This window comes from Streptomyces formicae (genome assembly GCF_002556545.1).
GTDB lineage: Bacteria > Actinomycetota > Actinomycetes > Streptomycetales > Streptomycetaceae > Streptomyces > Streptomyces formicae_A.
Window position 1 is genome coordinate 3631879 of record NZ_CP022685.1, and the last position, 23173, is coordinate 3655051.

The following is a 23173-nucleotide window of genomic DNA, read 5'->3' on the forward strand; positions in this document are numbered from 1 at the left end:
CTACGCCGACGGCGCGGCCACCGCCGCCTGCGGGCGGATCGGGAGGCGGTTGACCGGGCGGCCCGTCGCCGCGCGGACCGCCGATGCCACGGCCGCGGGGGACGTCACCACCGGGACCGCGCTCGCCGCCTTCGCGCCGAACGGGGCGACCACGTCACGCTCCTCGACCAGCTTCACGATGCGGATGTCGGGGGTGTCCAGGGCCGTGGGCAGGGCGTAGCCCGTCAGGTCGGGGTGGCGGACGATGCCGCGCGGGGTGCGCAGGTTCTCCGTCAGTGCCGCGCCCACGCCCTGCGTGACGCCCGCCTCGATGCGGACCCTCAGCTGGGCGGGGTTGAGGATGCGGCCCACGTCCTGGGCGACGGCCAGTTCCACGACGCGGACCGAGCCGATCTCGATGTCGACGTCGACCACCGCGCGCACCGCGCAGAACGCCATGCCCACGAAGGCGTCGCCCTGTCCTGCCTCGTCGAGGGGCTCGGTCGGGTGCGGGCGGCACTGGGCCGTGGCCCACAGTTCCTTGCCGTCCATCGCCTCGGTGACGGTCGTGGAGAGCACCCCGTCGTACGAGGTGATCTTGCCGTCGGTGATCTGGAGCAGCTCCGTGGACATGCCGAACTTGTGGGCGAGCGGCTGGAGGAGCTGGGTGCGCACCATCTTCGCCGCGCGCTCCACCGCGCCGCCCGACACCCAGGTGTGGCGGCCGCGACAGCTCGGGCCCGCCGGTGGCTGGTCCGTGTCGACGGGAGCCACCCGCACGTCGTCGATGCCGAGCGTCTCCTGGACGATCTGGCGGGCCAGCGTGGTGAAGCCCTGGCCGGTCTCGACGGCCGCGCAGATGACCGTGGCCGCGCCGTCGTGGACCTTCACGGTGGCCGTGGAGACCTCGTCCGTGCCCTCGGCGCCCAGGAGCTGGACCATGCCGAGGCCGTAGCCGACGCCCCGGCGGACGGCGGCGGGCTCGCCCGCGCCCTCGGGCCCGCCGGGCAGCAGCCACTCGTCCTCGGGGGTGTCCTTGGGCAGCTCGGGCAGCGGGAAGTCCCGTACGGCGGCGAGGAGTTCGGCCACCGGGGCGGGACAGGTCACCGTCTGCCCGGTGGGCAGGATGTCGCCGGTCGCCATGACGTTGCGCAGGCGCAGCTCCGCCGGGTCGACGCCCAGCTTCTTTGCGATCTTGTCCATCTGGGCTTCGTACGCCGCGCACACCTGCATGGCGCCCTCGCCCCGCACGTGGCCGGAGGGCGGGTTGTTCGTGCGTACGGCCCAGCCCTCGATGAAGGCGTTCGGCACGACGTAGGGCCCGCAGGCGAAGGAGACCGCCGCCGCGAGCGCCTCCGACGAGGTGTCCGCGTACGCGCCCGCGTCGAGCAGGATCTGCGCCTCGACCTTGACGAGCCTGCCCTCGGCGTCCGCGTGGTGGCGGTAGCGAAGGAGCGTGGGGTGGCGGTGCGCGTGGCCGAGGAAGGACTCCTCGCGGGTCGCGGTGAGCTTGACGGGGCAGCCGGTCCGCAACGCGAGGAGCCCGACGGGCAGTTGGAAGCTCGCGTCCTCGCGGTCACCGGTCGCGCCGGGCACCCCGGTGACGACGATCTTCACCTGGTCCGGGGCGAGCCCGAAGCAGGCGGCGGCCCTGTCCCGGTCGGCGTGCGGATCGGTGGAGGCCAGGTACAGCTCCACTCCCCCGTCGGGACGCGGCACCGCGAGCGCGGCCTCCGCGCCGATGGGCGCGGGGTCCTGGCGGCCGATGCGGTAGAGCCCCTCGACGACGAGCTCGCCCGCCGCCTCCGGGTCGCCGTGGCGCAGCGGGATGTGCCGGATCAAGTTGCCGTCGGGGTGCAGCGGTTCGGCCTCGAAGGCCTTCTCCGGGTCGGTGACCGGTTCGAGCACCTCGTACTCGACGATGATCGCGGCGGCCGCCATCCGCGCCGTGTCCGGGTGGTCGGCGGCGACCGCGGCGATGGGCTCGCCGTGGTGGCGTACGACGTCGGAGGCAAAGACCGGGCGGTCGGCGACCGCGCGGCCGTGCAGCGCGTCCCCCGGCACGTCCTCGTGCGTGACGACGGCGCGGACGCCGGGCATCTCGCGCGCGTGCGTGGTGTCGATGGAGACGATGCGGGCGTGCGCGTGCGGCGAGCGGAGCACCGCCGCCCACAGCAGGCCCTCCGCCCACAGGTCCGCGGCGTACGGGAAGGTGCCCTCGGTCTTGGCGCGGCACTGCGCCGACGGCAGTGACGAGCCGATGCCGTGCGGCAGTTGCTCGGGGCCCTGCGGCACGGCGGAGCTGGTCGCGGTGGCGGCTTCGTTGCTCACGCCTGGCCTCCGTCCCGGCCGTACGGCCCCTGGGATCCTTCGGGTTCCTCGTAGATCCCCTCGTGCGCGGCCTGGTGGACGCCGCCCGCGCCGGGGCCCGCCTGGTGCGGGATGCGGGCCTGGTCGCCCGGCTCGTCCGGCGACTCCGCGGCCGAGGCGGCCGCCGCTGTCGCCTCGCGCTCGGCCACGACTTCCTGGACGGCGTCGAGCACGCCCCGGTAGCCGGAGCAGCGGCAGAGGTTGCCGCACAGCGCGCGGCGGGTCTCCAGGTCGGTGGGGGCGGGGTTGCCTTCGAGCAGGTCGTGCAGGGTCATGGCCATGCCCGGTACGCAGAAGCCGCACTGGACCGCGCCGCACGCGGCGAGCGCGCGCTGCACGTCGGAGGGCTGCCCGTCCTCGGCGAGGCCCTCGACGGTGCGCACCTCGCTGCTCGCGGTGGTCGCCGCGGGCACCAGGCAGGAGGCGACGAGCCGACCGTCCACCTGGACGTTGCACGCCCCGCACTCGCCCTGCGAGCAGCCGTCCTTGGCCCCGGCGAGACCGAGGCGCTCGCGCAGCACGTAGAGCAGCGACTCGCCGATCCAGGCATCGGTGACGGGTCGGTCGGCGCCGTTCACCCGCAGGACGTACGAGACGAGGGGGTGGTCGTCGTGGAGGGGGGCGGAGAGGATGGCCGGTTCGGCCGGTTCCGCCTCGGGTTCGGCGTCCGGCTCGGGCTCGGGTCCGGTGGGCTCCTCGGCGACGGCCTCGGGGGCGGGCGCGGGGGCCTCGGCCACGTCGTCGACGGGCGGTTCCGGCTCCACGAACTCGTCGTGCGCGTCCTGCTGTTCGAGAACGGGCTGGTCGAGGGCGGGCTCGGCGAGGACGGGCTCGGCGAGGACGGGCTGGTCGAGGGCGTCCGCTTCGGCGGGCCCGGGCTCCGGGGCCTCCTGGAGTTCCTGAAGCTCCTGCCGGACCTCCTGGGCCTCCTGGACCTCTTGGGCCTGGGGCTCCTGGACCTCCGGGTGCTCGGCGGCCTCGCGCTCGGCGGCACTCGGCACCCGCACGGCCCGCAGCAGCGTCGTCTGCTCGAACCGGTTCTCCGGGGGGCCCTCCTGTACCGGGGCGTGACTCTCCGGAGCCCGGTACTCCGGAACGTGCGGCTCGGAGACGTGCGGCTCTGAGACGTGGTGCTCCGGAACGTGGTGATCCGGTACGTGATGTTCCTGGGGCGGGGCCGTCACCTCGGGCTCCGGCTCCAGGACGGGCGCCTCCTGGGCCTGCGCGCCCCAGGGCGCACCGGCCCCCGCCCCCGTCGCCCAGGGCGCGGCCGCGCCGCCGGGCAGGGTCGCGGGCGGCGTGCCGCCCCACGTGGCGAGCGACGAGGTCGTGAACTCACCCGATTCGTCCGGAAGATCACCATCGGCGACCGGGATCGACCACTGGCCGGTGACGTCGGAAGCGGCCTCGTGCGGCTGTTCGTGCGGCTGCTCGTACCCGTGCGCGTGCCCGTGTCCCTGCGTGTGCCCGTGCTCGGGCCCGTAGCCCTGCTCCGCGGCGTGCGCCTCGGGGAAGCTCCACTGTCCGGTCGCCCGGGGGTCGTACCCCTGGCCCTGGACGTGGCCCTGGGGCTGGCTCTCCGGGACCTGCCGGCTCTGCGCCGTGCCCGCCTCGGGCCAGCTCACCGCCTGGCCGCCGCCCATCGCTCCGGTGATCTCGGGCGGCATGACCCACGTGCCCGTGGCCGCCGGGTCGGTGGCGTCCGCGGTGGTCGGGGTGACCTTTATCTGCGGCGGCACATAACCGTGCCCCGGCGCGGCCAGCGGAACGTCCAGCATGCCCTCGGGGAGCTGCACGAACGCCGTCGCGTCCGAGTCGTACTCGCCCTGCGGGTGCGGCTGCCAGCCGCCGCCGTTGTGGGTGTTCTGGTCGTCGCTCACGACAGCGCCCTCCCCAGTGCTCGTCGGGCCAGTGCGGCGACGGTGCGCCGCAGGTGCAGTACGGCGGGCGGCAGCGGCTGTTCGCTGCCGTCGGCCGCCGGGGGCTGTTCGGGGATGCAGGCGGCGGCGACGTACTCGCCGAAGGCCGTCACCGCTTCCGGCACCAGGCTGCCCCGCTCGCCGTCCCAGTCGATCAGCGAGGCGACCCACTGCTCGGCCTCCAGGGGGCGCAGCGGCATCGGGGCGATGGCGCCGACCGCGCACCGCACGCCCCGGCGCGCGGGGTCGAGGACCAGCGCGACGGAGGCGGTGGCGCGCCCCGGCCCGGTGCGCCCGGTCGCCTTGAGGAAGACCTGGGGGGCGTGCAGCAGCGGCACGCGGACGAAGCCGATGAGCTCGCCGGGGCGGAGCATCTCCATGCCCGCGAGCAGGTGCGGCACGGGGACCTCGCGGCGGACGCCGCCGGGTCCCGCGATGATCAGGACGGCTTCGAGCGCGGCCAGCACGGGAAGGGTGTCGCCGGTCGGCGCGGCCGACGCGATGTTCCCGCCGAGGGTGCCCGCGTTGCGGATCTGCGGCGGTCCCGCGGCGCGCGCGGCGGCGGCGAGCGCGGGGATCAGCGCGGCGAAGTCGGGGCGGCCCATGCGGGCGTGGGTGAGTCCCGCGCCGAGCAGCGCGTGACCGTCCTGGTACTGCCAGCCGCGGATCTCGCTGATGCGGCCGAGCCCCACGAGGGCGGCGGGCCGCAGCTGTCCCGAGTTGACCGACGTCATCAGGTCGGTGCCACCGGCGACGGGCACGGCGGCGGGCATGGCGGCGAGTGCCGCCACTGCCTCGTCGAGCGTGGCGGGCAGCTTCACCGACTGCGGTGCCTGTGCCGCCTGCGGTGCGTGCGTGCTCAAAACCGGCTGCCCCTTCCCGATGCCCGGCCGCGTACTTCACGTACTCGCCGTTCGCGGTGCTCGCTACGTTTCCGACGTCACACCGTTACGCCTGTTCCGCCGTACGGTACGTGCTCACAACCCGGACGTGGCAACTCTGGCACATCTTCCCCGGGCCCCGGCGTGGGGGTCCGCTAGGAGGCATTCGTCCGGGGACCAGGGGGATGTACTGGTTTCGCATGCCCTCACCGGTCAGTGCGAATTGCCCCTGTCCGGTGACTCCTGGGCGGCGTCTTCCGGCCGCCGCTCCCGACGGCACGCGCGCGTGGCACGGGCCGCCGGAAGCGAACGCCCGGCGAACGACCTCACACGTTCGGGGGCGGCCCGTCGATCGGGCGCCCGAGCACACCGGGGCGCGTGTGTCGCGGCAACGGCCCCGTCGGCGGGCGGTAGTCGACGCCGAGGGCGTCAAGTCGCGCGTAGTGCGTGGCCATTCGGCGCTCGAAGTCGGCGAAGTCACGCTCGGCGGAGGCCGGGAGCTCCCGCCAGGCCACCTCGGCGAAGGCGGCGAGCCGCGGGAACACCTGGTAGTCCACGCGCTGCTGGTTCTCCATCACCTCGGTCCAGACGTTGGCCTGGGTGCCGAGCACGTGCGCGGCCTCCTCCTCGGTCAGCTCCGCGGGGACCGGCTCGAAGCGGTAGACGTCCTCCAGGGTGCGCACGAACGCGATGGGCATCGGCTCGTCGGGGCCGCCGTCCTCCCGGAAGTTCAAGTACACCTGCTGCTCGGGGCACATGACGACGTCGTGGCCTGATCTGGCCGCGTCGATGCCGCCCCGGTAGCCGCGCCAGGACGAGACGGTGGCGCCCTCGGCGAGCCCGCCCTCCAGGATCTCGTCCCAGCCGATGAGCCGCCGCCCGCGCGCGGTCAGCCACCGGTCGAAGTGCCGGATGAACCAGCTCTGCAACTCGTCCTCGTCGGCCAGGCCCAGCTCCTTGATGCGGGCCTGGGCGGCGGGCGACGCCTTCCACTGGTCCTTGGGGCACTCGTCGCCGCCGACGTGGATGAACGTGGAGGGGAAGAGGTCGAGGATCTCCTCGAAGACCCCTTCGTAGAAACGGAGTACGTCCTCGGTGGGGGCCAGGACGTTGGGGCTGACGCCCCAGGAGTCCCAGACCCGCATGGCCTCGGTGTCGACGACGTCGCTGTTGCCGAGGTGCGGGTAGGCGGTGATGGCCGCCTGCGAGTGGCCGGGGATGTCGACTTCGGGGACGACGGTGATGTGCAGGGAGTCCGCGTACGCGACGATCTCGCGGATGTCGTCCTGCGTGTAGTAACCGCCGTGCGGGTGCTCCAGCCAGAGCGGCGACGCGCGGTGGCCCCACCGGGTGCGGGCCCGCGACGAGCCCACCTCGGTGAGCCGGGGGTGACGCTTGATCTCCACGCGCCAGCCCTGGTCGTCGGTGATGTGGAAGTGGAAGACGTTGAGCTTGTGCGCGGCCAGCAGGTCGAGGTAGCGAAGGACGCCGTCCTTGGGCATGAAGTGCCGCGAGACGTCGAGCATCATGCCGCGCCAGCCGAAGCGGGGCGCGTCCTCGACGGTGCCCGCGGGCACGGAGTGCTCCGCGCCGAGCCGCAGCCGCGCCCGCCGGAAGGCGTCGGGGCCGAGCAACTGGCGCAGGGTCTGGGCGCCCCAGAAGACGCCCGCGCCCGCGCCGCCGGCGATCTCGACGCGGTCGCTCTCGATGGTGAGCCGGTACGCCTCGGGCTCCAACGAGCCGTCGACGCGCAGGGAGACGGAACCGGCCGCGCCCTCGGCGCCGGGCCGCAGCGGCAGTCCGAGCGCGCCGCCGAGCGTGGCGCGCAGCCAGCGCTCGGTGGACTCGGTGCCGGGACCCGCGACGAGGGTGGTGGCGGCGTCGACGACGAAGGGGGAGCCCTGAGTGGCCTCGGCGCGTGCGGGCGCCGGGATGAGTTGCTCAAAGGTCATGGACCCAGAGGCTGTCATGCGATTGCGCAACGCAAAAGGGGCGTTGCGGCACGCGCAACGCCCCTCGGGCGAAGAGGTCTCACAAGGGACCGAAAGGGACTACTTCTTGCCGCCCTTGCCGTCCTTGCCGCCCTTGTCCTTGTCGCCGCCCGCGCCCATGGACTCGTAGATCTCCTTGCACATGGGACAGACGGGATACTTCTTCGGGTCGCGGCCGGGGACCCACACCTTGCCGCAGAGCGCGACGACGGGCGTGCCGTCGAGCGCGCTCGCCATGATCTTGTCCTTCTGGACGTAGTGCGCATAGCGCTCGTGGTCGCCGTCACCGTGCGACACCTGTGGCGTCGGCTCTACGAGGGTCCCCGTACCTGCCCCGCGCTCGGGCTCGGGCTCAAGAGTGCTCATAAGGGCCAAGGGTACTCACGCCCGCCGCGTCCCGGCAGCGGCTGCCCGCGAGAGTCCGCCGGGTACGCGTCGTCACCAGGTGCAGGACGAGCCCCGCCGCCGCGACCGCGGCCGCCGCCCACGGCAGATCGCGCGGCGCGAGACCCGCGGCCAGGGCGAGACCGGCGAGGGCCGAGCCGACCGCGCTGCCCAGGTAGAGGGCGGAGTTGTTGAGCGCGAGGGCCACGGTGCCGCGCTCGGCCCGCAGGGCCAGGAGGCGGTGCTGCTGCGGGACCTGGAACGCCCAGCCCGCCGCGCCCCAGACGACGAGCACAGGGAAGGCGGCGGCGCCCAGCAGCGGCAGGGCGCCGATCGAGACGACCAGGGTCACGACGATCCCCGTCACCAGGGCGACCACCCGGCCCGTGCGGTCCACGAGGGGCCCGGCGAGCACACTGCCGAGCACCCCGCCGATCCCCCACGCCCACAGGTAGGGCGCCACCGCGCTCTCGCTCACGCCGCCCGACGAGTCGAGCACCGGCGCGAGATAGGTGTAGAGGCCGAGGCTGGCCACCGCTCCCAGGAAGGAGACGCCCACCACGGGCAGCACCTTCCGGTCGGCGAGCGCCCCGAGCCGCGCCCGCACCGGCACCGCGGGCCCCGCGGGCACCTCCGGCAGCCCCACCGCGAGGCCCACGAGCGCGACCGCGCCCAGCGCCGTCACCAGCCACATCGTGGCCCGCCACGTCGTGTGGTCGGCGAGCAGCACGCCCAGCGGGACACCGAGCACCGTGCCCGAACTCATCCCGCCCATCACCAGCGCGAGCGCACGGCCGCGGCGCTCCTGACCCGCGAGCGAGGCGGCCGCCGCTGTGGAGAGCGCCGAGTAGACCCCGGCCCCGGCCCCCGCCACGGCGCGCGAGACGAGCAGTACGGCGAGTCCTGGCGCGAGCGCGGTCAGAGCGTTGCCGAGGGTGAAGACGGCAAGCGCGGCCACGATCAGCGTCCTCGGCCGTACGCCGGACAGGAGACCGGCGACGAGCGGCGCGCTCACCGCGTAGGCGAGGGTGAAGACGGTGACCATCTGCCCCGCGAGGGAGACGGTCGTCCCCAGGTCCTTGGCGACGACCGGCAGCAGCCCGGCCATCACGTAGGCGTCGAGCCCCAGGGTGAAGGACCCCACCATCAACAGCCACACTTTGCGCACGCGACTCAACTCCCTTGCTTCCGCACGCCGTTTCCCCGGACCGTAGGCAGCCTCCGGATCGCGGGGGAAATGCGCGCGAGGTGCACTTATGCTCGGGAGGCATGAATGACGTACACGCTGCGGAGCAGCCGCGCACGGAGGCCGTGGAGCTGCGGCACCTGCGCGGCTTCCTCGCCGTCGCCGACGAGTTGAGCTTCACGCACGCCGCCGACCGGCTCCGCGTCGGACAGCCCGCGCTGACCCGCACCGTGCGCGCCCTGGAGGAGAGCATCGGGACGCGGCTGCTCGACCGGACCACGCGCCAGGTCGCGCTGACCGACGCGGGGCGCCGCCTGCGCGACGACCTCGCACCGCTCCTGACCCGCATCGACACCACCCTGCGCACCGCGGCGGGCGCCGAACCGCCCCTGCTCAGGCTCGGCTTCACCTCGGTCCTGCCCGAGACGTGCGTCCCGCTGACCGCCGCCTTCAAGGCGGCGACCGGCGCGGGCGTCCGCCTGGTGCGGCGCGACGCCCCGCTCGCGGGCCTGGCGTCGGGCGCCTGCGACGTGGCGGTCGTACGCGGCGAGATCCCGCCGGACAGCCCGGTGCGCTCGCGCCTCCTGCTGCGCGAGCCCCGCACCGCGGTCGTCGCCCGCGGCGCCGCCGAGCTCGCGGGCCGCCGCGTGGTCGACTGGTCGGAGCTCGCCGAACTGCCGCTGGTCGTCAACACGGTGACCGGCGCGACCCGCCCGGAGCTGTGGCCCGAGGGCCGCCGCCCCCGCATCGCCTGCACGGCCGACAACTTCGACGAATGGCTGGAGGCGGTCGCCGCGGGCCACGGCGTGGGCGTGGCCACCGAGCCGGTCGCGCGCAGGCACTCCCACCCGTCACTGCGCTACGTACGCCTGAAGAACGCCCCGCCCGTGAGCGTGCACCTCGCGGTGCCGGCGCGGGACGCCCATCCCCTGGCCGAGCGCTATCTGGCTCAGTTCAGCGACGGGTCGTCCGGGTAGGTCGCCACCATCGCGAGCTCGCTGCGCTGGCGCCGGAGCACCGCGCGCCACAGCTGCTCGGGGTCGGGCGACGAGACGTCGCCCGGCTCCGACTCCACCACGTACCAGGCGCCCTCGCCCAGCTCGTCCTCCAGCTGGCCCGGGCCCCAGCCCGAGTAGCCCGCGAAGATGCGGAGCGAGCCGAGGGCGGAGGCGAGCAGCTCGGGCGGGGTCTCCAGGTCCACCAGGCCGATCGCGCCGTGCACCCGGCGGAAGCCGATGGGTTCCCCCTTGACCGCGCGCCGCCGCGACACCGGGGACAGGCCCTCGTCGCCGGGGATCACCGCGACGCCGAGCGCCGAGTCGAGCGAGACGGGCCCGCCCTGGAAGACGACGCCCGGCGTCCCCGCGAGATCGCCCCAGCCCTCCAGGATGTCGGCGACGTCCACCGGCGTGGGCCGGTTGAGGACCACGCCGAGCGAGCCCTCCTCGTCGTGGTCGAGGAGCAGCACCACCGCGCGGTCGAAGTTCGGGTCCGCCAGGGCAGGCGTGGCCACGAGCAGCCGCCCTGTGAGCGAGGACACCTCCGTCATGAACGACATGATCCCGCATCTTCGCCCTGCGCGGGGAGGCAATGGCGGTACGTGAGCCAACGCAGTTCAGGGCGCATGAGCGCATCCGGAGCGCACATCGGAGCCAGTGACCCGGAGTGTCCGGTTCCGCACAGTTCGTGTTGTGGCGAACTCATGACGTGTTTCGGGCCCCCTCGGCCTTACAAAAGGGGGGTACGCGGCCATTACGCTTGCCCTTTGGTCCCCCCGTCCATCCAATCGGAACGCGAGATTCATGACCGTCACCGACGATGTCCTGCTTGTCCACGGCGGAACCCCGCTTGAGGGCGAGATCCGTGTCCGCGGCGCGAAGAACCTCGTGCCCAAGGCCATGGTCGCCGCGCTGCTCGGCAGCGCCCCGAGCCGGCTGCGCAATGTCCCCGACATCCGGGACGTCCGAGTCGTACGCGGCCTGCTGCAGCTGCACGGCGTGACGGTCCGTCCCGGTGAGCAGCCGGGCGAGCTCATCATGGACCCGTCGCACGTGGAGAGCGCGAACGTCGCCGACATCGACGCCCACGCCGGCTCCTCGCGCATCCCGATCCTCTTCTGCGGCCCGCTCCTGCACCGCCTCGGGCACGCCTTCATCCCCGGCCTCGGCGGCTGCGACATCGGCGGCCGCCCGATCGACTTCCACTTCGAGGTGCTCCGCCAGTTCGGCGCGACCATCGAGAAGCGCGAGGGCGGCCAGTACCTGGAGGCCCCGCAGCGGCTGCGCGGCACGAAGATCAAGCTGCCGTACCCCTCCGTGGGCGCCACCGAGCAGGTCCTGCTCACCGCCGTGCTCGCCGAGGGTGTGACCGAGCTCTCGAACGCCGCGGTCGAGCCGGAGATCGAGGACCTGATCTGCGTCCTGCAGAAAATGGGCGCGATCATCGCCATGGACACCGACAGGACCATAAGGGTCACCGGTGTCGACAGCCTCGGCGGCTACAACCACCACGCCCTCTCGGACCGTCTGGAGGCCGCTTCCTGGGCTTCCGCGGCCCTGGCGACCGAAGGCAACGTCTACGTCCGCGGCGCCCAGCAGCGCTCGATGATGACGTTCCTGAACACCTACCGGAAGGTGGGCGGTGCCTTCGAGATCGACGACGAGGGCATCCGCTTCTGGCACCCGGGCGGCTCGCTCAACGCGATCGCCCTGGAGACGGACGTGCACCCCGGCTTCCAGACCGACTGGCAGCAGCCGCTCGTGGTCGCCCTGACGCAGGCCGCGGGCCTCTCCATCGTCCACGAGACGGTCTACGAGTCCCGGCTCGGCTTCACCTCGGCGCTCAACCAGATGGGCGCGCACATCCAGCTCTACCGCGAGTGCCTGGGCGGCTCCGACTGCCGCTTCGGCCAGCGCAACTTCCTGCACTCGGCGGTCGTCAGCGGCCCCACCAAGCTGCAGGGCGCCGACCTGGTCATCCCCGACCTGCGCGGCGGCTTCTCGTACCTGATCGCGGCCCTCGCGGCACAGGGCACGTCCCGCGTGCACGGCATCGACCTGATCAACCGCGGCTACGAGAACTTCATGGACAAGCTCGTGGAGCTGGGCGCGAAGGTCGAACTCCCGGGCAAGCCGGCGCTGTAGCCGCTTCAGCCCGGCCGGCGTTTGAGGCCATCTTTTAGCGGCACGCGAAAGGGGCGGCCACCCAACCGGGTGGCCGCCCCTTTCAGCTGCTCAGGGTTACTTACCCTTAGCCGCTTCCTTCAGCTTGGAACCAGCCGAAACCTTGACGCTGAAACCGGCCGGGATGTTGATCGGCTCGCCGGTCTGCGGGTTGCGGGCGGTGCGAGCGGCACGGTGGGTGCGCTCGAAGGTCAGGAAGCCGGGGATGGTGACCTTCTCGTCGCCCTTGGCAACGATCTCGCCGACGGTCTCGGCGAACGCGGCCAGCACGGCGTCGGCGTCCTTGCGGGTCACCTCGGCGCGGTCGGCCAGCGCGGCCACCAGCTCACTGCGGTTCATGTTTGTACTCCCGTGTTCTTTTGCCGTTGAGGCGTGCCACGCGGCAGAGCCGCATGATGGGCACAGCTAAGACGATGCTGCCAGGGTCCTTGGACAGTCCCCGGACCCGGGTCCTACGTCAGACCCTCGCGCCCGATTACGCATCCTGCCCCCACCTGCGGCGGGAAAGCGAATCCGGCGCCCGTGGGGGTCACACGAAAAGCGTCCGCCGCCCCTCGAAAGAAGGGGCCCGGGGGGCTTGCTTGCTGCCAAGCCACCCTAGAGGGGCCCCTCGGGCCCGCGTCCGGCGACGCGCCGTGACGCTAGGCCGTGGGACCCGTCACAGCGGCCCCCGCGGCCTTCGCCGCGGTGCGCACGGCACCGGCCACCGCACCCGCGACCTTGTCGTTGAAGACGCTGGGGATGATGTAGTTCCGGTTCAGCTCGTCCTCGGCGACGACGTCCGCGAGGGCGCCCGCGGCGGCGAGCATCATCTCCGTGTTGACCGTGCGCGACTGGGCGTCGAGCAGGCCGCGGAAGACGCCCGGGAAGACCAGGACGTTGTTGATCTGGTTCGGGAAGTCCGAGCGGCCTGTGGCCACGACCGCCGCCGTCTGGCGGGCGATCGCGGGGTCGACCTCGGGGTCCGGGTTCGCGAGCGCGAACACGATGGCGCCCTCGGCCATGGCCGCCACGTCGTCGCCGTTCAGCACGTTCGGGGCGGAGACGCCGATGAAGACGTCGGCGCCGACGACGGCCTCCTTGAGGGTGCCGGTGAGGCCCTCGGGGTTGGTGTTGTCGGCGATCCAGCGCAGCGGCGAGTCCGCGTCGGCGCTGACGAGGTCCTCGCGGTCGGCGTGCACGACGCCGTGGATGTCGGCCACGACGGCGTTCTTGACGCCCGCGGCGAGCAACAGCTTGAGGATGGCCGTACCGGCAGCTCCGGCGCCCGACATGACCACGCGGACGTCCCCGATGCCCTTGCCCACCACGCGCAGGGCGTTGGTGAGCGCGGCCAGGACGACGATCGCGGTGCCGTGCTGGTCGTCGTGGAAGACGGGGATGTCGAGGGCCTCGCGCAGGCGTGCCTCGATCTCGAAGCAGCGGGGCGCGGAGATGTCCTCCAGGTTGATGCCCGCGAAGCCGGGGGCGATGGCCTTGACGATCTCGACGATGGCGTCGGTGTCCTGGGTGTCCAGGCAGAGCGGCCAGGCGTCGATGCCCGCGAAGCGCTTGAAGAGGGCCGCCTTGCCCTCCATGACCGGCAGGGCGGCCTTCGGGCCGATGTTGCCGAGGCCGAGAACGGCCGATCCGTCCGTTACGACCGCAACGGAATTGCGCTTGATGGTGAGGCGCCGCGCGTCCTCGGGGTTCTCGGCGATCGCCATGCAGACCCGGGCGACGCCCGGGGTGTAGATCATGGAGAGGTCGTCACGGTTCCTGATGGGGTGCTTGGACGCCATCTCGATCTTGCCGCCGAGGTGCATCAGGAACGTACGGTCGGAGACCTTGCCGAGGGTGACGCCCTCGATGGTGCGCAGCTGCTCGACGATCTCGTCGGCGTGCGTCGTGGAGGTCGCCGCGATCGTGACGTCGATCCGCAGCATCTCGTGGCCTGAGGCCGTGACGTCGAGGCCGGTGACCGAGCCCCCGGATGACTCGACGGCCGTGGTGAGCTGGGAGACCGCGGTTCCGCTCGCGGGCACCTCCAGCCGGACCGTCATCGAGTAGGAGACGCTGGGCGCCGTTGCCATGGCCGACTTCCTCTGCTTTCACCTTGTAGCTCTTGCCGTCCGATGGTCGCACCTACCGCCGAGTACGTGGTAGCCGCCCCGGATTGAGAACGTTTTGTTCACCGGCCAGTGCGCTGCGTTTTTGGAAACCTGTTTCCACCATACGAGAAGTTGAGGCTTCTCGGAAGGGGCCTCCGGGAAACGAGAAGAGGTCCACGTCACGGTGTGACGTGGACCTCTTCCGTTCGTTCAATGACACCGACCCGCCATGCTCGCCTCGCGGCAAGTGGTCGCTCGTAGCGACGAAGGTTGGGCCCGGGGGCTTGGATCGGGCCGGTGCCACATCCAAGGTAACAAAGGATCCCCGTAAGGCAATTCCCGTCCCGGCGGGCAAAAGTGTTCTCTCGTCCGTCAGTCGCGCAGCAGGTCCGGCACGCCGTCCTCGTCGGGCTCGTCGCGCTCCCCCGAAAGGACCGTGAGCTGCTGCGTCGCGCGGGTCAGCGCCACGTACAGGACGCGCAGGCCCGCCGGTGACTCGTCCGCGATCTCCGCGGGCGACACCACGACCGTCGCGTCGTACTCCAGGCCCTTGGCCTCCAGGCTGCCCAGCGCCACCACCCGGTCACCGAGCCCGGCGAGCCAGCGGGCCGCCTGCTCGCGGCGGTTCATCGCCACGACGACACCGACCGTGCCGTCGACCCGGTCGAGGAGCAGCGCCGCCTCCTCGCGCACCGAGCGGGCCAGGTCGCCGTCCCGTACGACGGAGAAGCGCGGCCGCAGACCGGTCGAACGTACGGCCGAGGGGGACTGGGAGCCCGGCATCGCGAGCGCCAGGACCTTGGCGGCCAGCTCCGCGATCTCGGCGGGGTTGCGGTAGTTGACGGTGAGCGTGAAGCGGCGGCGCGGGCGGGTGCCGAGCGCCTCGTCGCGGGCCTGGCCCGCCTCGTCCGGGTCGGACCAGGAGGACTGCGCGGGGTCTCCGACGACCGTCCAGGTGGCGTGCCTGCCCCGGCGGCCGACCATGCGCCACTGCATGGGGGTCAGGTCCTGCGCCTCGTCCACGATGACGTGGGCGTACTCGGTGCGCTCCGCGGCGAGCCGCTCGGCGCGCTCGCGCTGGGACTCCTCGCGCTGCGGCATCAGCTCTTCGAGCCCGGTGAGCAGGTCGAGGGGGTCCAGGTCGCGCTTCTTCTTGGGCCGGTGCGGGGTGCCGAGGATCGCCTGCAACTCGTCGAGCAGCGCCACGTCGTGCACGGAGAGGCCGTCGCGCTTGAGGGAGCGGGCGACCTTGCGGACCTCCGCGGGGTTCAGGACGCGGCGGGCCCAACGGCCAAGGCGCCGCTCGTCCGACATCGCCGAGAGCACGCCGCGCGGGGTGAGCTCGGGCCACCAGGCGTCCAGGAAGCGGAGGAAGTCGTCCTCGGAGGAGACGTCGTCGTCGAAGGACGAGCGCAGCTCCGCGGCGAGTTCGGGGTCCGTGTGGCGGCCCGCGGAGCCGGACTGCGACCACAGGGCGTCGAGCAGGAGCTTGCGGGCGCGCGGGCGCAGCAGGTTGACGGGGGCCGTGCCGCCGAGCGCGTTGCGGCGGATGCGGTTCAGCTGGTCGGCGTCCAGTTCGAGGCGGCGGCCGAAGGCGACGACGCGCAGACGGCCGGTGTCGACCCGGCGCGCCTGGTCCTCGGGCTCGTCCTCCTCGCCGAAGGCGAGCTGCCCGTCCTCCGCAGCAGGCGGCGACGGGACCGCCGCGCCGCCCTCCCCGCCGTGTTCGAGAGCCCCCCGCGCGGCCTTCCTGAGGACGTTCAGCATCCGCGACGAACCCTTGGCCCTGGCCACCGCGGGAGAGTCGTAGAGCGTGGCCTCCACGCCGTCGACCAGGGAGCCGACCGCGCGGATCGCGACCTGGCCCTCCTCGCCGAGGGAGGGCAGCACGCCCTCGGTGTAGGCGACGAGGAGCGGGGTCGGCGAGACGATGAGGATGCCGCCCGCGTACCTGCGGCGGTCCTGGTAGAGGAGGTAGGCCGCGCGGTGCAGCGCGACCGCCGTCTTGCCGGTGCCGGGGCCGCCCTCCACGTACGTCACCGAGGCCGCGGGCGCGCGGATCACCATGTCCTGCTCGGCCTGGATGGACGCGACGATGTCGCGCATGGTGTGGCTGCGGGCCTGGCCGAGCGCGGCCATCAGGGCGCCGTCGCCGATCACCGGGAGCTCCTCGCCCTTGAGCAGGGCGGTGATCTCCGGGCGCATCAGGTCGTCCTCGACGCCGAGGACCTTGCGGCCCTTGGAGCGGATGACGCGGCGGCGCACGACCCGGCCGGGATCGACCGGGGTCGAGCGGTAGAAGGGCGCGGCCGCGGGCGCCCGCCAGTCGATGACCAGCGGGGAGTAGTCCGCGTCCAGGACACCGATGCGGCCGATGTGCAGGGTCTCGGCGATGTCGGCCGTGTTGTTCTCGCGGACGGCGCCCTCGGCGGGCTCGACCGCGGTGTACGCGCCGTCGGGGCCCTTCTTGCCGTCCTTGCCCTGGAGCAGGTCGATGCGCCCGAAGAGGAAGTCCTCGAACTCGTTGTTGAGGCGGTTGAGATGGACCCCGGCGCGGAAGACCTGCGCGTCGCGCTCGGCGAGCGCTCCCGGCGTACCCACCTGGGAGCGCTTGGCAGCGTCGTTCATCAGGAACTCGGCCTCGTGGATCTTCTCCTCGAGACGCCGGTAGACCTGGTCGAGATGTTCCTGTTCGACACTGATCTCCCGGTCGCGTGTGCCTGACGGCATTACTGCGTTGACGTCGGCCACCGAGGCCCCTTTCAAGACGTGCTGCTCTCCCGTACTGAGCAGCCGTCCACCGTACGCGAAAGGGGCCCCCCTTGTGCACTCCCGCGCGTTACGCGTCCACCGTGACCAGGCGTTTGCCGTCGAAGGTGGTCACCTCGAAGTGGTCGATGTCGTTGCGGTCCATGGCCGCGCCCCCGTGGACGTACAGAGGGGTGCGCGCCCATTTGTTCGGGCTGCCCTTGATGCCGTACCCCCACTTCGGCACCGACCAGGTCGTCACCGTCTCCTTCTCGCCGTCCTTGCCGACGGCGATCAGCGAGCACTTGAGGGGCCCCTTGACGTTCTTCAGCTCCAGGACGGCGTGGGTGCCCCATGCCTTCTCCTCCGTGCCGACCGTGGCGGTCACCTTGGTCCTCGGGTCCGTGGCCCGGTACTTCTCGTCCATGTGGTGGAAGAAGGCGTCCTCGGCGGGGCTCGACGCGTGCGGGTCGGCCGCGACCTCCTTCGCACCGCCGTCGTCGGTGAGCGCGAACACCGTGAGCGGGCCCCCGACGATCAGCGCGGCCGCCGCCGCGACCAGGTACAGGCCCCGCCTGCGCCGGTGCTCGCGCTTGACCGCCACCTCGTCGACGAGGCGGTCGGCGAGCCGGGGGCTCGGCCGGGCGGCGAGCTGCTCACCGATCGCGGGCAGGCCGCGCGGCCCGGGGAAGTCCGCGAGCGCGGCCAGCATCGGCTCCATGCCGGAGAACTCCTCCAGCTGGTGCTGGCAGATCTCGCACGCGGCGAGGTGCGCCTCGAAGCGCGTCGCGTCGGCGTCGTCCAGGATGCCGAGGGCGTAGGCACCGACGGTCTCGTGGATGCTGTCGTCCTGCCGCGCGTCATGTCGGCCGTAGGACTCGGTCATGCCGTCACCCCCCGCTCCTCGAGCGCCAGCTTCATCGAGCGAAGCGCGTAGAAGACCCGCGAACGGACCGTGCCGCTGGGGATGCCGAGCGTCTGGGCCGCCTCATTGACCGTACGCCCTTTGAAGTAGGTCTCGACAAGTACCTCTCGATGAGCGGGAGTCAGGTCCTCCAGCGCGTCCGAGAGCGTCATCAGCCACAGCGCCTTATCGATCTCGTCCTCCGCGGGTATGACCTCCAGCGGTGACGGATCGACCTCCTGCGGCCGGGCCTGCCGACTGCGGTGACCGTCGATGACGATGCGCCGGGCGACCGTCACCAGCCAGGGGCGTACCGAACCGGTCGCACGGTTGAGCTGACCGGCGTTCTTCCAGGCACGGATGAGCGTTTCCTGCACGACGTCTTCGGCGCGCTGCCGGTCCCCCGCCACCAGGCGGAGCACATAGGCGAGCAGCGGACCCGCGTGCTCACGGTAGAGCGCGCGCATCAACTCCTCGTCCGGGCCCTTGGGTTGACCGAGACGATGTCGGGGCGACTGCGGGCGTTCATCGGCCACGGCGGAATCCTTGCGCACGCGTACCTCCGGTGTCCGCGCTTCGGGCGCTTCGGGCGGGTCTCACGACGGAGGTACGTAGACGGGGCGGGGGGCGTTCAACTCCGGGGAGTTGTTGCGGGCTACGTCCGGGCGAGCGCCGCCCTGCGGCGGTGCCGTGCCACCCGCTCCCGGTTGCCGCAGACCTCGCTGGAGCACCAGCGGCGGCGGCGCCCGCGTGACGTGTCGAGGTACACGATGGGGCAGTTGTCGCCCTCGCACTGGCGCAGCAGCGCGCGGGCCGCCGGGTCGGTGAGCAGCTCGACGGCGTCCCTCGCGACGGCGGCGACCAGTGCCGCGCAGCCGGGTTCGCCGCACAGGACGCGGACCAGGGCGCCCTCCTCGGTACGGACCGCGCGCGGGGCGGGGGGCGCGGCGGCGGCCAGCGCGTTGACCCGGTCGAGCGCGGCGTCCGCGGGCCTGCCGTCGAGCTCGCCGTGCACCAACTGGGCGATGTGGCCACGCAGTTCGTGGAACGAACCGAGCCACCGGGGGCCCGCGTCGGGCAGCCGCGCGGTCGCGGGGACCAGGCCCGTGCCGACGAGCCAGGCGCGCAGCCGCGCCACCGAGTCGAGCCGTTCCACGGGATGGTTCGTCGCCACCAGATCCAGACAGCTGCGCCCGGAGTCGAATCGGAGCTCGTACGGAGCCGGGTCCGTGCCCAACGCCATGCGCCTGTCACCGCCTTGGGGGTTACCGGTGAGTGAGTGCCGTTGCGTACCCCTACAGTGCCCTTCCCCCGGCGGGTCCGGAACCCCTGCCACCGGGCGGGACGCTCGCGTACGGCCGGGCGGGACGGTCTCGTACGGCCGGGCGGGAGGCTCGCGCATGGCCCGGCGAGACGGCCGCGCACGGCCCGGCGAGACGGTCGCGCATGGCGGCGCGACGCGAGGCCATGGCCCGGGGCGCGCTCAGCCTGTTGACTCCTCCCATGACACAGAATCGAGTGACGGCACGTCAGGGACACGGCTCCGCAAGGGTGGTTCTGGGCATCGCGACGGTGGCCATGGGACTGATGGCGGGAACCTTCTACGCCTTCGCGTGCGCCGTGATGCCCGCGCTCGCCCGCAGCGGCGACCGCGTCTACGTCGAGGTGATGCAGAACATCAACGACGTCATCCAGAACCCCGTCTTCTTCGCGGGCTTCTTCGGCGCGCTCGTCCTCACCGCGATCGCCGCCTGGCAGCTGCGCCGCACCTCGCTGCGCTGGTGGGTGTGGGCGGCCCTGCTCGCGTACGCCGCCGCGTTCCTGCTCACCTCGGGCGTGAACGTCCCCCTGAACAACGACCTCGCCGACGCGGGCGACCCCGCGAAGATCGCCGACCCGGCCGCCGTGCGCGAGCGGTTCGAGGACGCGTGGGTGGCCTGGAACGTGGTGCGGGCCGTGCTCTGCACCGCCGCGTCCGCACTCCTCGTACGAGCCCTGATGCTACTCGGCGGGGACCGCGCGGCTCAGCCCGCGTACTTGGACCCGGCGGCCGGGTCGACCGCGAGCCGGTAACCGCGCTTGACCACCGTCTGGATCAGCTTCGGAGCACCGAGCGCCGTGCGCAGCCGGGCCATCGCCGTCTCCACCGCGTGCTCGTCGCTGCCCGCGCCCGGCAGCGCGCGCAGCAGCTCGGCGCGGGCGACCACCCAGCCGGGGCGGCGCGCGAGGGCCCGCAGCAGCGCCATGCCCGCGGGCGGCAAGGGCCGCAGTTCGTCGTCGACGAGGACCGCGTGGCCGCGGATCTCGACGCGGTGGCCCGCGACGGGCAACACCCGGGCGCGGGCGGGCAGTTCACGGCAGAGCAGCTGGACGAGCGGGCCGATCCTGAACCGCTCGGGCTGCACGGTGTCCACGCCGAGCGACTGCAACGGCAGCGCGGTCACCGACCCCACGCACGCGGCGAGCACATCGCGGCCGAGCGCCGCGAGCAGCTCCTCGCGCATGCCGCGCTCGTCGGCCCGCGCGAGCAGCGAGGCGACGGCGGGCGCGCTGGTGAACGTCAGCGCGTCGACGCCGCGCGCGACCGTCGCGTCGAGCAGCCGGTCCACCGGCGCGAGGTCCTCCGGCGGCAGCCACCGGTAGACGGGCACGGAGACGACCTCCGCTCCCCCGGCCCGCAGCGCCTCGACGAAGCCGGGCAGCGGCTCCCCGTGCAACTGGAGCGCGACGCGCCGCCCCGCCACGCCCTGCCCGAGCAGCCGGTCAAGAACCTCGGCCATGGACTCCGACGACGGCGACCACTCCTCGGTGAGCCCGGCGGCCCGCACCGCGCCCTTCACCTTGGGCCCGCGCGCGAGGAGTTCGACCCCGCGCAGACACGTCACGAGCGCCTCGCCGAGCCCCCAACCGTCGGCGGCCTCGATCCAGCCGCGGAACCCGATGGCGGTGGTGGCGATGACGACGTCGGGCGCGTGCCCGATCAACTCCTTCGTCGCGGTGAGGAGTTCACCGTCGTCGGCGAGCGGCACGATGCGCAGCGCGGGCGCGTGCAGGACGGTGGCGCCGCGCCGCTGGAGGAGCGCGCCGAGTTCGTCGGCGCGCCGGGCGGCGGTCACGCCGACGGTGAACCCGGCAAGGGGTTCGTTCACCGGTTCCGCGTTCCCTGAAGTGGTGGTGACGTGCATGCTCCGCTCTCGTCCCGTCCTGTCCGTGGCGTGGGTGGGCGACGGGCGTCCGAGCCTGTCAACGGCGCGTGACGGCCCTGGATCACCGCGATGTCCACCGTGTTACGTCACACCTCGGCATACCTGGCCTGCGCCTTCTCGCCGGCACCCGGCCCCTCGCCCTGCCCGTGCCCCCGCCCGGGCCCCTGTCCGGGCCCCTGTCCCCGCCCCGCACCCGGCCGAAGATATACGGCCCACGTCACGACCGAGCACACGCCGTAGAACCCGAGGAAGGAGACGAAGGCGCCGGTCCCCGACCCCACCGCCTGGAAGGACTGCCGCAGCGCGAGGTTGATGCCGAGCCCGCCGAGGGCGCCGACGGCGCCGATGAGCCCCATGGCGGCCCCGGAGAGCCGCCGCCCGTAGACCGCGGCTGCCTCCCCCGTCAGCCCCCTCCCCTCGGCCTTGGCCTGGAAGATCCCGGGGATCATCTTGTACGTCGAGCCGTTGCCGAGCCCCGTGAGCACGAACAGCGCGATGAACGCGCCGACGAACAGCGGCAGCGACTCCCGCACGGAGGCGACCACGACCACCCCGGTGGCGGCCCCCATCGCCACGAAGTTCCCCAGCGTGATGCGCGCCCCGCCGAACCGGTCGGCGAGCCGCCCGCCCACGGGCCTGATCAGCGACCCCAGCAGCGGCCCGACGAAGGTGATCTGCGCGGCCTCGAGCGGCGTACGCCCGAACTGCGTCTGGAGCACGAGCCCGAAGGCGAAGCTGTACCCGATGAAGGATCCGAAGGTCCCCACGTACAGCAGCGCCATGATCCACGTGTGCGCGTCCCGCACGGCGGCCTTCGCAGCACCCGTGTCGTTCCGTACGGACGAAATGCTGTCCATGTACCGGAAGGCGCAGACGACGGAGACGACGATGAGCGGGATGTAGATCCCCACCACGAGCCGGGGCCCGCCACCGGCCCCGATCGCGGCGAGCCCGACGAGCTGCACGACGGGCACTCCGATGTTCCCGCCGCCCGCGTTGAGGCCGAGCGCCCACCCCTTCTCCCGCAGCGGGAAGAACGAGTTGATGTTGGTCATGCTGGACGCGAAGTTCCCCCCGCCCACCCCGGTGAGCAGGGCACACACCATGAAGGTGGCGTACGAGGTCCCCGGCTCCATGACGACGAAGGCGGCGACGGTAGGGAGCAGCAGGAGCGACGCGGCGATGACGGTCCAGTTCCGCCCTCCGAACCGCGCGACGGCAAACGTGTAGGGCACCCGTACGACGGCTCCCACGAGCGTCGCCATCGACACCAGGAAGAACTTCCCCGCCGCGTCGATCCCGTACTCGGGCCCCATGAACAGCACCATCACGGACCACAGGCTCCACACGGAGAACCCGATGTGCTCGGACACCACGGAAAACACCAGATTCCGCCGAGCAACCCGCTCCCCACCCTCCTCCTTCCAGAACCGCTCGTCCTCGGGGTCCCACCGCTCGATCCACATCACATGCCTCCACGGGTCGCCGTCCACGGGCAGCGGCTGATGTGGCGAAGGTAGGGAGGGCGGGTTTCGGGGCTGTGGCGGGGGGTGACCTTCGGGGAACGTTGCTCTCACGTCCGCTCCTGGAGGTCGGTGAGGCCCCCGGACGACAACCGGCGGTGGCGCTGTGACTCACCCCAGATGCGTATCCCCCAACGACACCAACAACCGCCGCAGCGCCCCGTCGAGCGCCGCGCGGTCCCCCGGCGTCAGGGCCGCCAGCATGCGTTCCTCGTTCTCCACGTGCGCGACCACCGCGCGGTCGACCAGGTCGAGGCCCGCCTCGGTGAGGCGGACGCGGATGGCGCGGCGGTCGGTGGGGTCGGGGTTGCGTTCGATCAGGCCCTTGCGTTCCAGCTTGTCCAGGCGGTTCGTGATGGCGCCCGAGGTCACCATCGCGGTCTTGATGAGGCCGCCCGCGGTCAGCTCGTGCGGGGCGCCGACGCGGCGGAGCGTGGCGAGGACGTCGAACTCCGCGAACTCCAGGCCGTATTCGACGAAGACCGTCTTCATGCCCTTGCTCAGCAGGTGGTCGGCCCGCTTGATGCGGCCGACCAGTGCCATCGCGTCCAGGTGCGCCAGTTCCAGGTCCGGGCGCTCACGGCGCCACTGACCGCGCAGCTCGTCTATGGCGTCCCCGCCACCGACGTCGACCCCGGCCTGCTCTGCCGCCCGGTCCGCGGTCTTCCGCTCAGCCATCTCCGCACCTCTCCCTCGCGTGCCTCACAGAACCCAATCTCTCAACGTTCAGATACTTGACGTTCGTAGACCTAGGCCCCATATTTATCTCAACGTTGAGAATAACAGCGTTCAGGGGAACAGCGAGGGGAA

At 72.4% G+C, this 23173-nt stretch carries 19 protein-coding genes; 3 read left to right on the forward strand and 16 right to left on the reverse strand.

The annotated features are described in order from the left end of the window. The 6 genes from KY5_RS15640 to KY5_RS15665 form a co-directional block, all read right to left on the reverse strand. On the reverse strand, positions 1–2310 hold the full coding sequence (locus KY5_RS15640) for a xanthine dehydrogenase family protein molybdopterin-binding subunit (RefSeq protein WP_098242826.1): 2310 nt from the start codon (positions 2308–2310) through the stop codon (positions 1–3). Beyond that, entirely contained in the window at positions 2307–4229 is a 1923-nt protein-coding gene (locus KY5_RS15645; protein ID WP_199843096.1) for a 2Fe-2S iron-sulfur cluster-binding protein, read from the reverse strand. Before KY5_RS15645 ends, KY5_RS15640 begins: the two co-directional genes overlap by 4 nt. Next, positions 4226–5131 carry an FAD binding domain-containing protein gene (locus KY5_RS15650; protein WP_098242827.1) on the reverse strand — a complete coding sequence of 302 codons (906 nt, stop codon included), beginning with the start codon at positions 5129–5131 and terminating at the stop codon, positions 4226–4228. The genes KY5_RS15645 and KY5_RS15650 overlap by 4 nt, the downstream gene beginning before the upstream one ends. Before the next feature lie 344 nt (positions 5132–5475). Then, positions 5476–7101, reverse strand: a complete 1626-nt coding sequence (locus tag KY5_RS15655; protein ID WP_098242828.1) for a beta-N-acetylhexosaminidase — start codon at positions 7099–7101, stop codon at positions 5476–5478. 99 nt (positions 7102–7200) lie between these two features. After that, positions 7201–7506: a DUF3039 domain-containing protein gene (locus KY5_RS15660; RefSeq protein WP_055550135.1), complete on the reverse strand. Its 306-nt coding sequence runs from the start codon at positions 7504–7506 to the stop codon at positions 7201–7203. Then, on the reverse strand, positions 7493–8692 hold the full coding sequence (locus KY5_RS15665) for an MFS transporter (RefSeq protein WP_098242829.1): 1200 nt from the start codon (positions 8690–8692) through the stop codon (positions 7493–7495). The genes KY5_RS15660 and KY5_RS15665 overlap by 14 nt, the downstream gene beginning before the upstream one ends. Positions 8693–8793: 101 nt before the next feature. On the opposite strand from KY5_RS15665, the gene KY5_RS15670 reads away from it, so the two are divergent. Next, a complete protein-coding gene (locus KY5_RS15670) occupies positions 8794–9687 on the forward strand; it encodes a LysR family transcriptional regulator (protein ID WP_098242830.1) in 894 nt (297 codons plus the stop codon). Here KY5_RS15670 and KY5_RS15675 read toward each other — a convergent pair. Further along, positions 9660–10268: a YqgE/AlgH family protein gene (locus KY5_RS15675; RefSeq protein ID WP_098242831.1), complete on the reverse strand. Its 609-nt coding sequence runs from the start codon at positions 10266–10268 to the stop codon at positions 9660–9662. The genes KY5_RS15670 and KY5_RS15675 overlap by 28 nt on opposite strands. A gap of 244 nt (positions 10269–10512) precedes the next feature. On the opposite strand from KY5_RS15675, the gene murA reads away from it, so the two are divergent. Further along, a complete protein-coding gene (gene murA / locus KY5_RS15680) occupies positions 10513–11853 on the forward strand; it encodes a UDP-N-acetylglucosamine 1-carboxyvinyltransferase (RefSeq protein ID WP_098242832.1) in 1341 nt (446 codons plus the stop codon). 96 nt (positions 11854–11949) lie between these two features. Here the strand turns inward: murA and KY5_RS15685 are convergent, their stop codons facing one another. The 6 genes from KY5_RS15685 to KY5_RS15710 form a co-directional block, all read right to left on the reverse strand. Next, entirely contained in the window at positions 11950–12231 is a 282-nt protein-coding gene (locus KY5_RS15685) for an HU family DNA-binding protein (RefSeq protein ID WP_030680681.1), read from the reverse strand. Between the two features lie 302 nt (positions 12232–12533). Then, on the reverse strand, positions 12534–13964 hold the full coding sequence (locus KY5_RS15690) for an NAD-dependent malic enzyme (protein ID WP_098242833.1): 1431 nt from the start codon (positions 13962–13964) through the stop codon (positions 12534–12536). 390 nt (positions 13965–14354) lie between these two features. Continuing rightward, the gene (locus KY5_RS15695) at positions 14355–16712 is read right to left on the reverse strand and encodes a HelD family protein (RefSeq protein WP_098242834.1); all 2358 of its coding nucleotides are present in this window, start codon (positions 16710–16712) and stop codon (positions 14355–14357) included. Between the two features lie 109 nt (positions 16713–16821). After that, positions 16822–17616 (reverse strand): anti-sigma factor family protein, encoded by a 795-nt coding sequence (locus KY5_RS15700; RefSeq protein WP_098242835.1) that lies wholly within the window; start codon positions 17614–17616, stop codon positions 16822–16824. After that, positions 17613–18188: a sigma-70 family RNA polymerase sigma factor gene (locus KY5_RS15705; RefSeq protein WP_098242836.1), complete on the reverse strand. Its 576-nt coding sequence runs from the start codon at positions 18186–18188 to the stop codon at positions 17613–17615. The genes KY5_RS15700 and KY5_RS15705 overlap by 4 nt, the downstream gene beginning before the upstream one ends. Before the next feature lie 101 nt (positions 18189–18289). Continuing rightward, positions 18290–18877, reverse strand: a complete 588-nt coding sequence (locus KY5_RS15710; protein ID WP_098242837.1) for a CGNR zinc finger domain-containing protein — start codon at positions 18875–18877, stop codon at positions 18290–18292. Between the two features lie 260 nt (positions 18878–19137). On the opposite strand from KY5_RS15710, the gene KY5_RS15715 reads away from it, so the two are divergent. Then, positions 19138–19707: a DUF1772 domain-containing protein gene (locus tag KY5_RS15715; protein WP_234362741.1), complete on the forward strand. Its 570-nt coding sequence runs from the start codon at positions 19138–19140 to the stop codon at positions 19705–19707. Here KY5_RS15715 and KY5_RS15720 read toward each other — a convergent pair. From KY5_RS15720 to KY5_RS15730, 3 genes are all read right to left on the reverse strand, one after another. Then, positions 19659–20819, reverse strand: a complete 1161-nt coding sequence (locus tag KY5_RS15720) for a uroporphyrinogen-III synthase (RefSeq protein WP_098242838.1) — start codon at positions 20817–20819, stop codon at positions 19659–19661. The genes KY5_RS15715 and KY5_RS15720 overlap by 49 nt on opposite strands. 107 nt (positions 20820–20926) lie before the next feature. After that, the gene (locus KY5_RS15725; RefSeq protein WP_098242839.1) at positions 20927–22306 is read right to left on the reverse strand and encodes a nitrate/nitrite transporter; all 1380 of its coding nucleotides are present in this window, start codon (positions 22304–22306) and stop codon (positions 20927–20929) included. 168 nt (positions 22307–22474) lie between these two features. After that, positions 22475–23041, reverse strand: coding sequence for a MarR family winged helix-turn-helix transcriptional regulator (locus KY5_RS15730; RefSeq protein WP_098242840.1), 567 nt, complete (start codon positions 23039–23041; stop codon positions 22475–22477). Between the last annotated feature and the right edge of the window lie 132 nt (positions 23042–23173).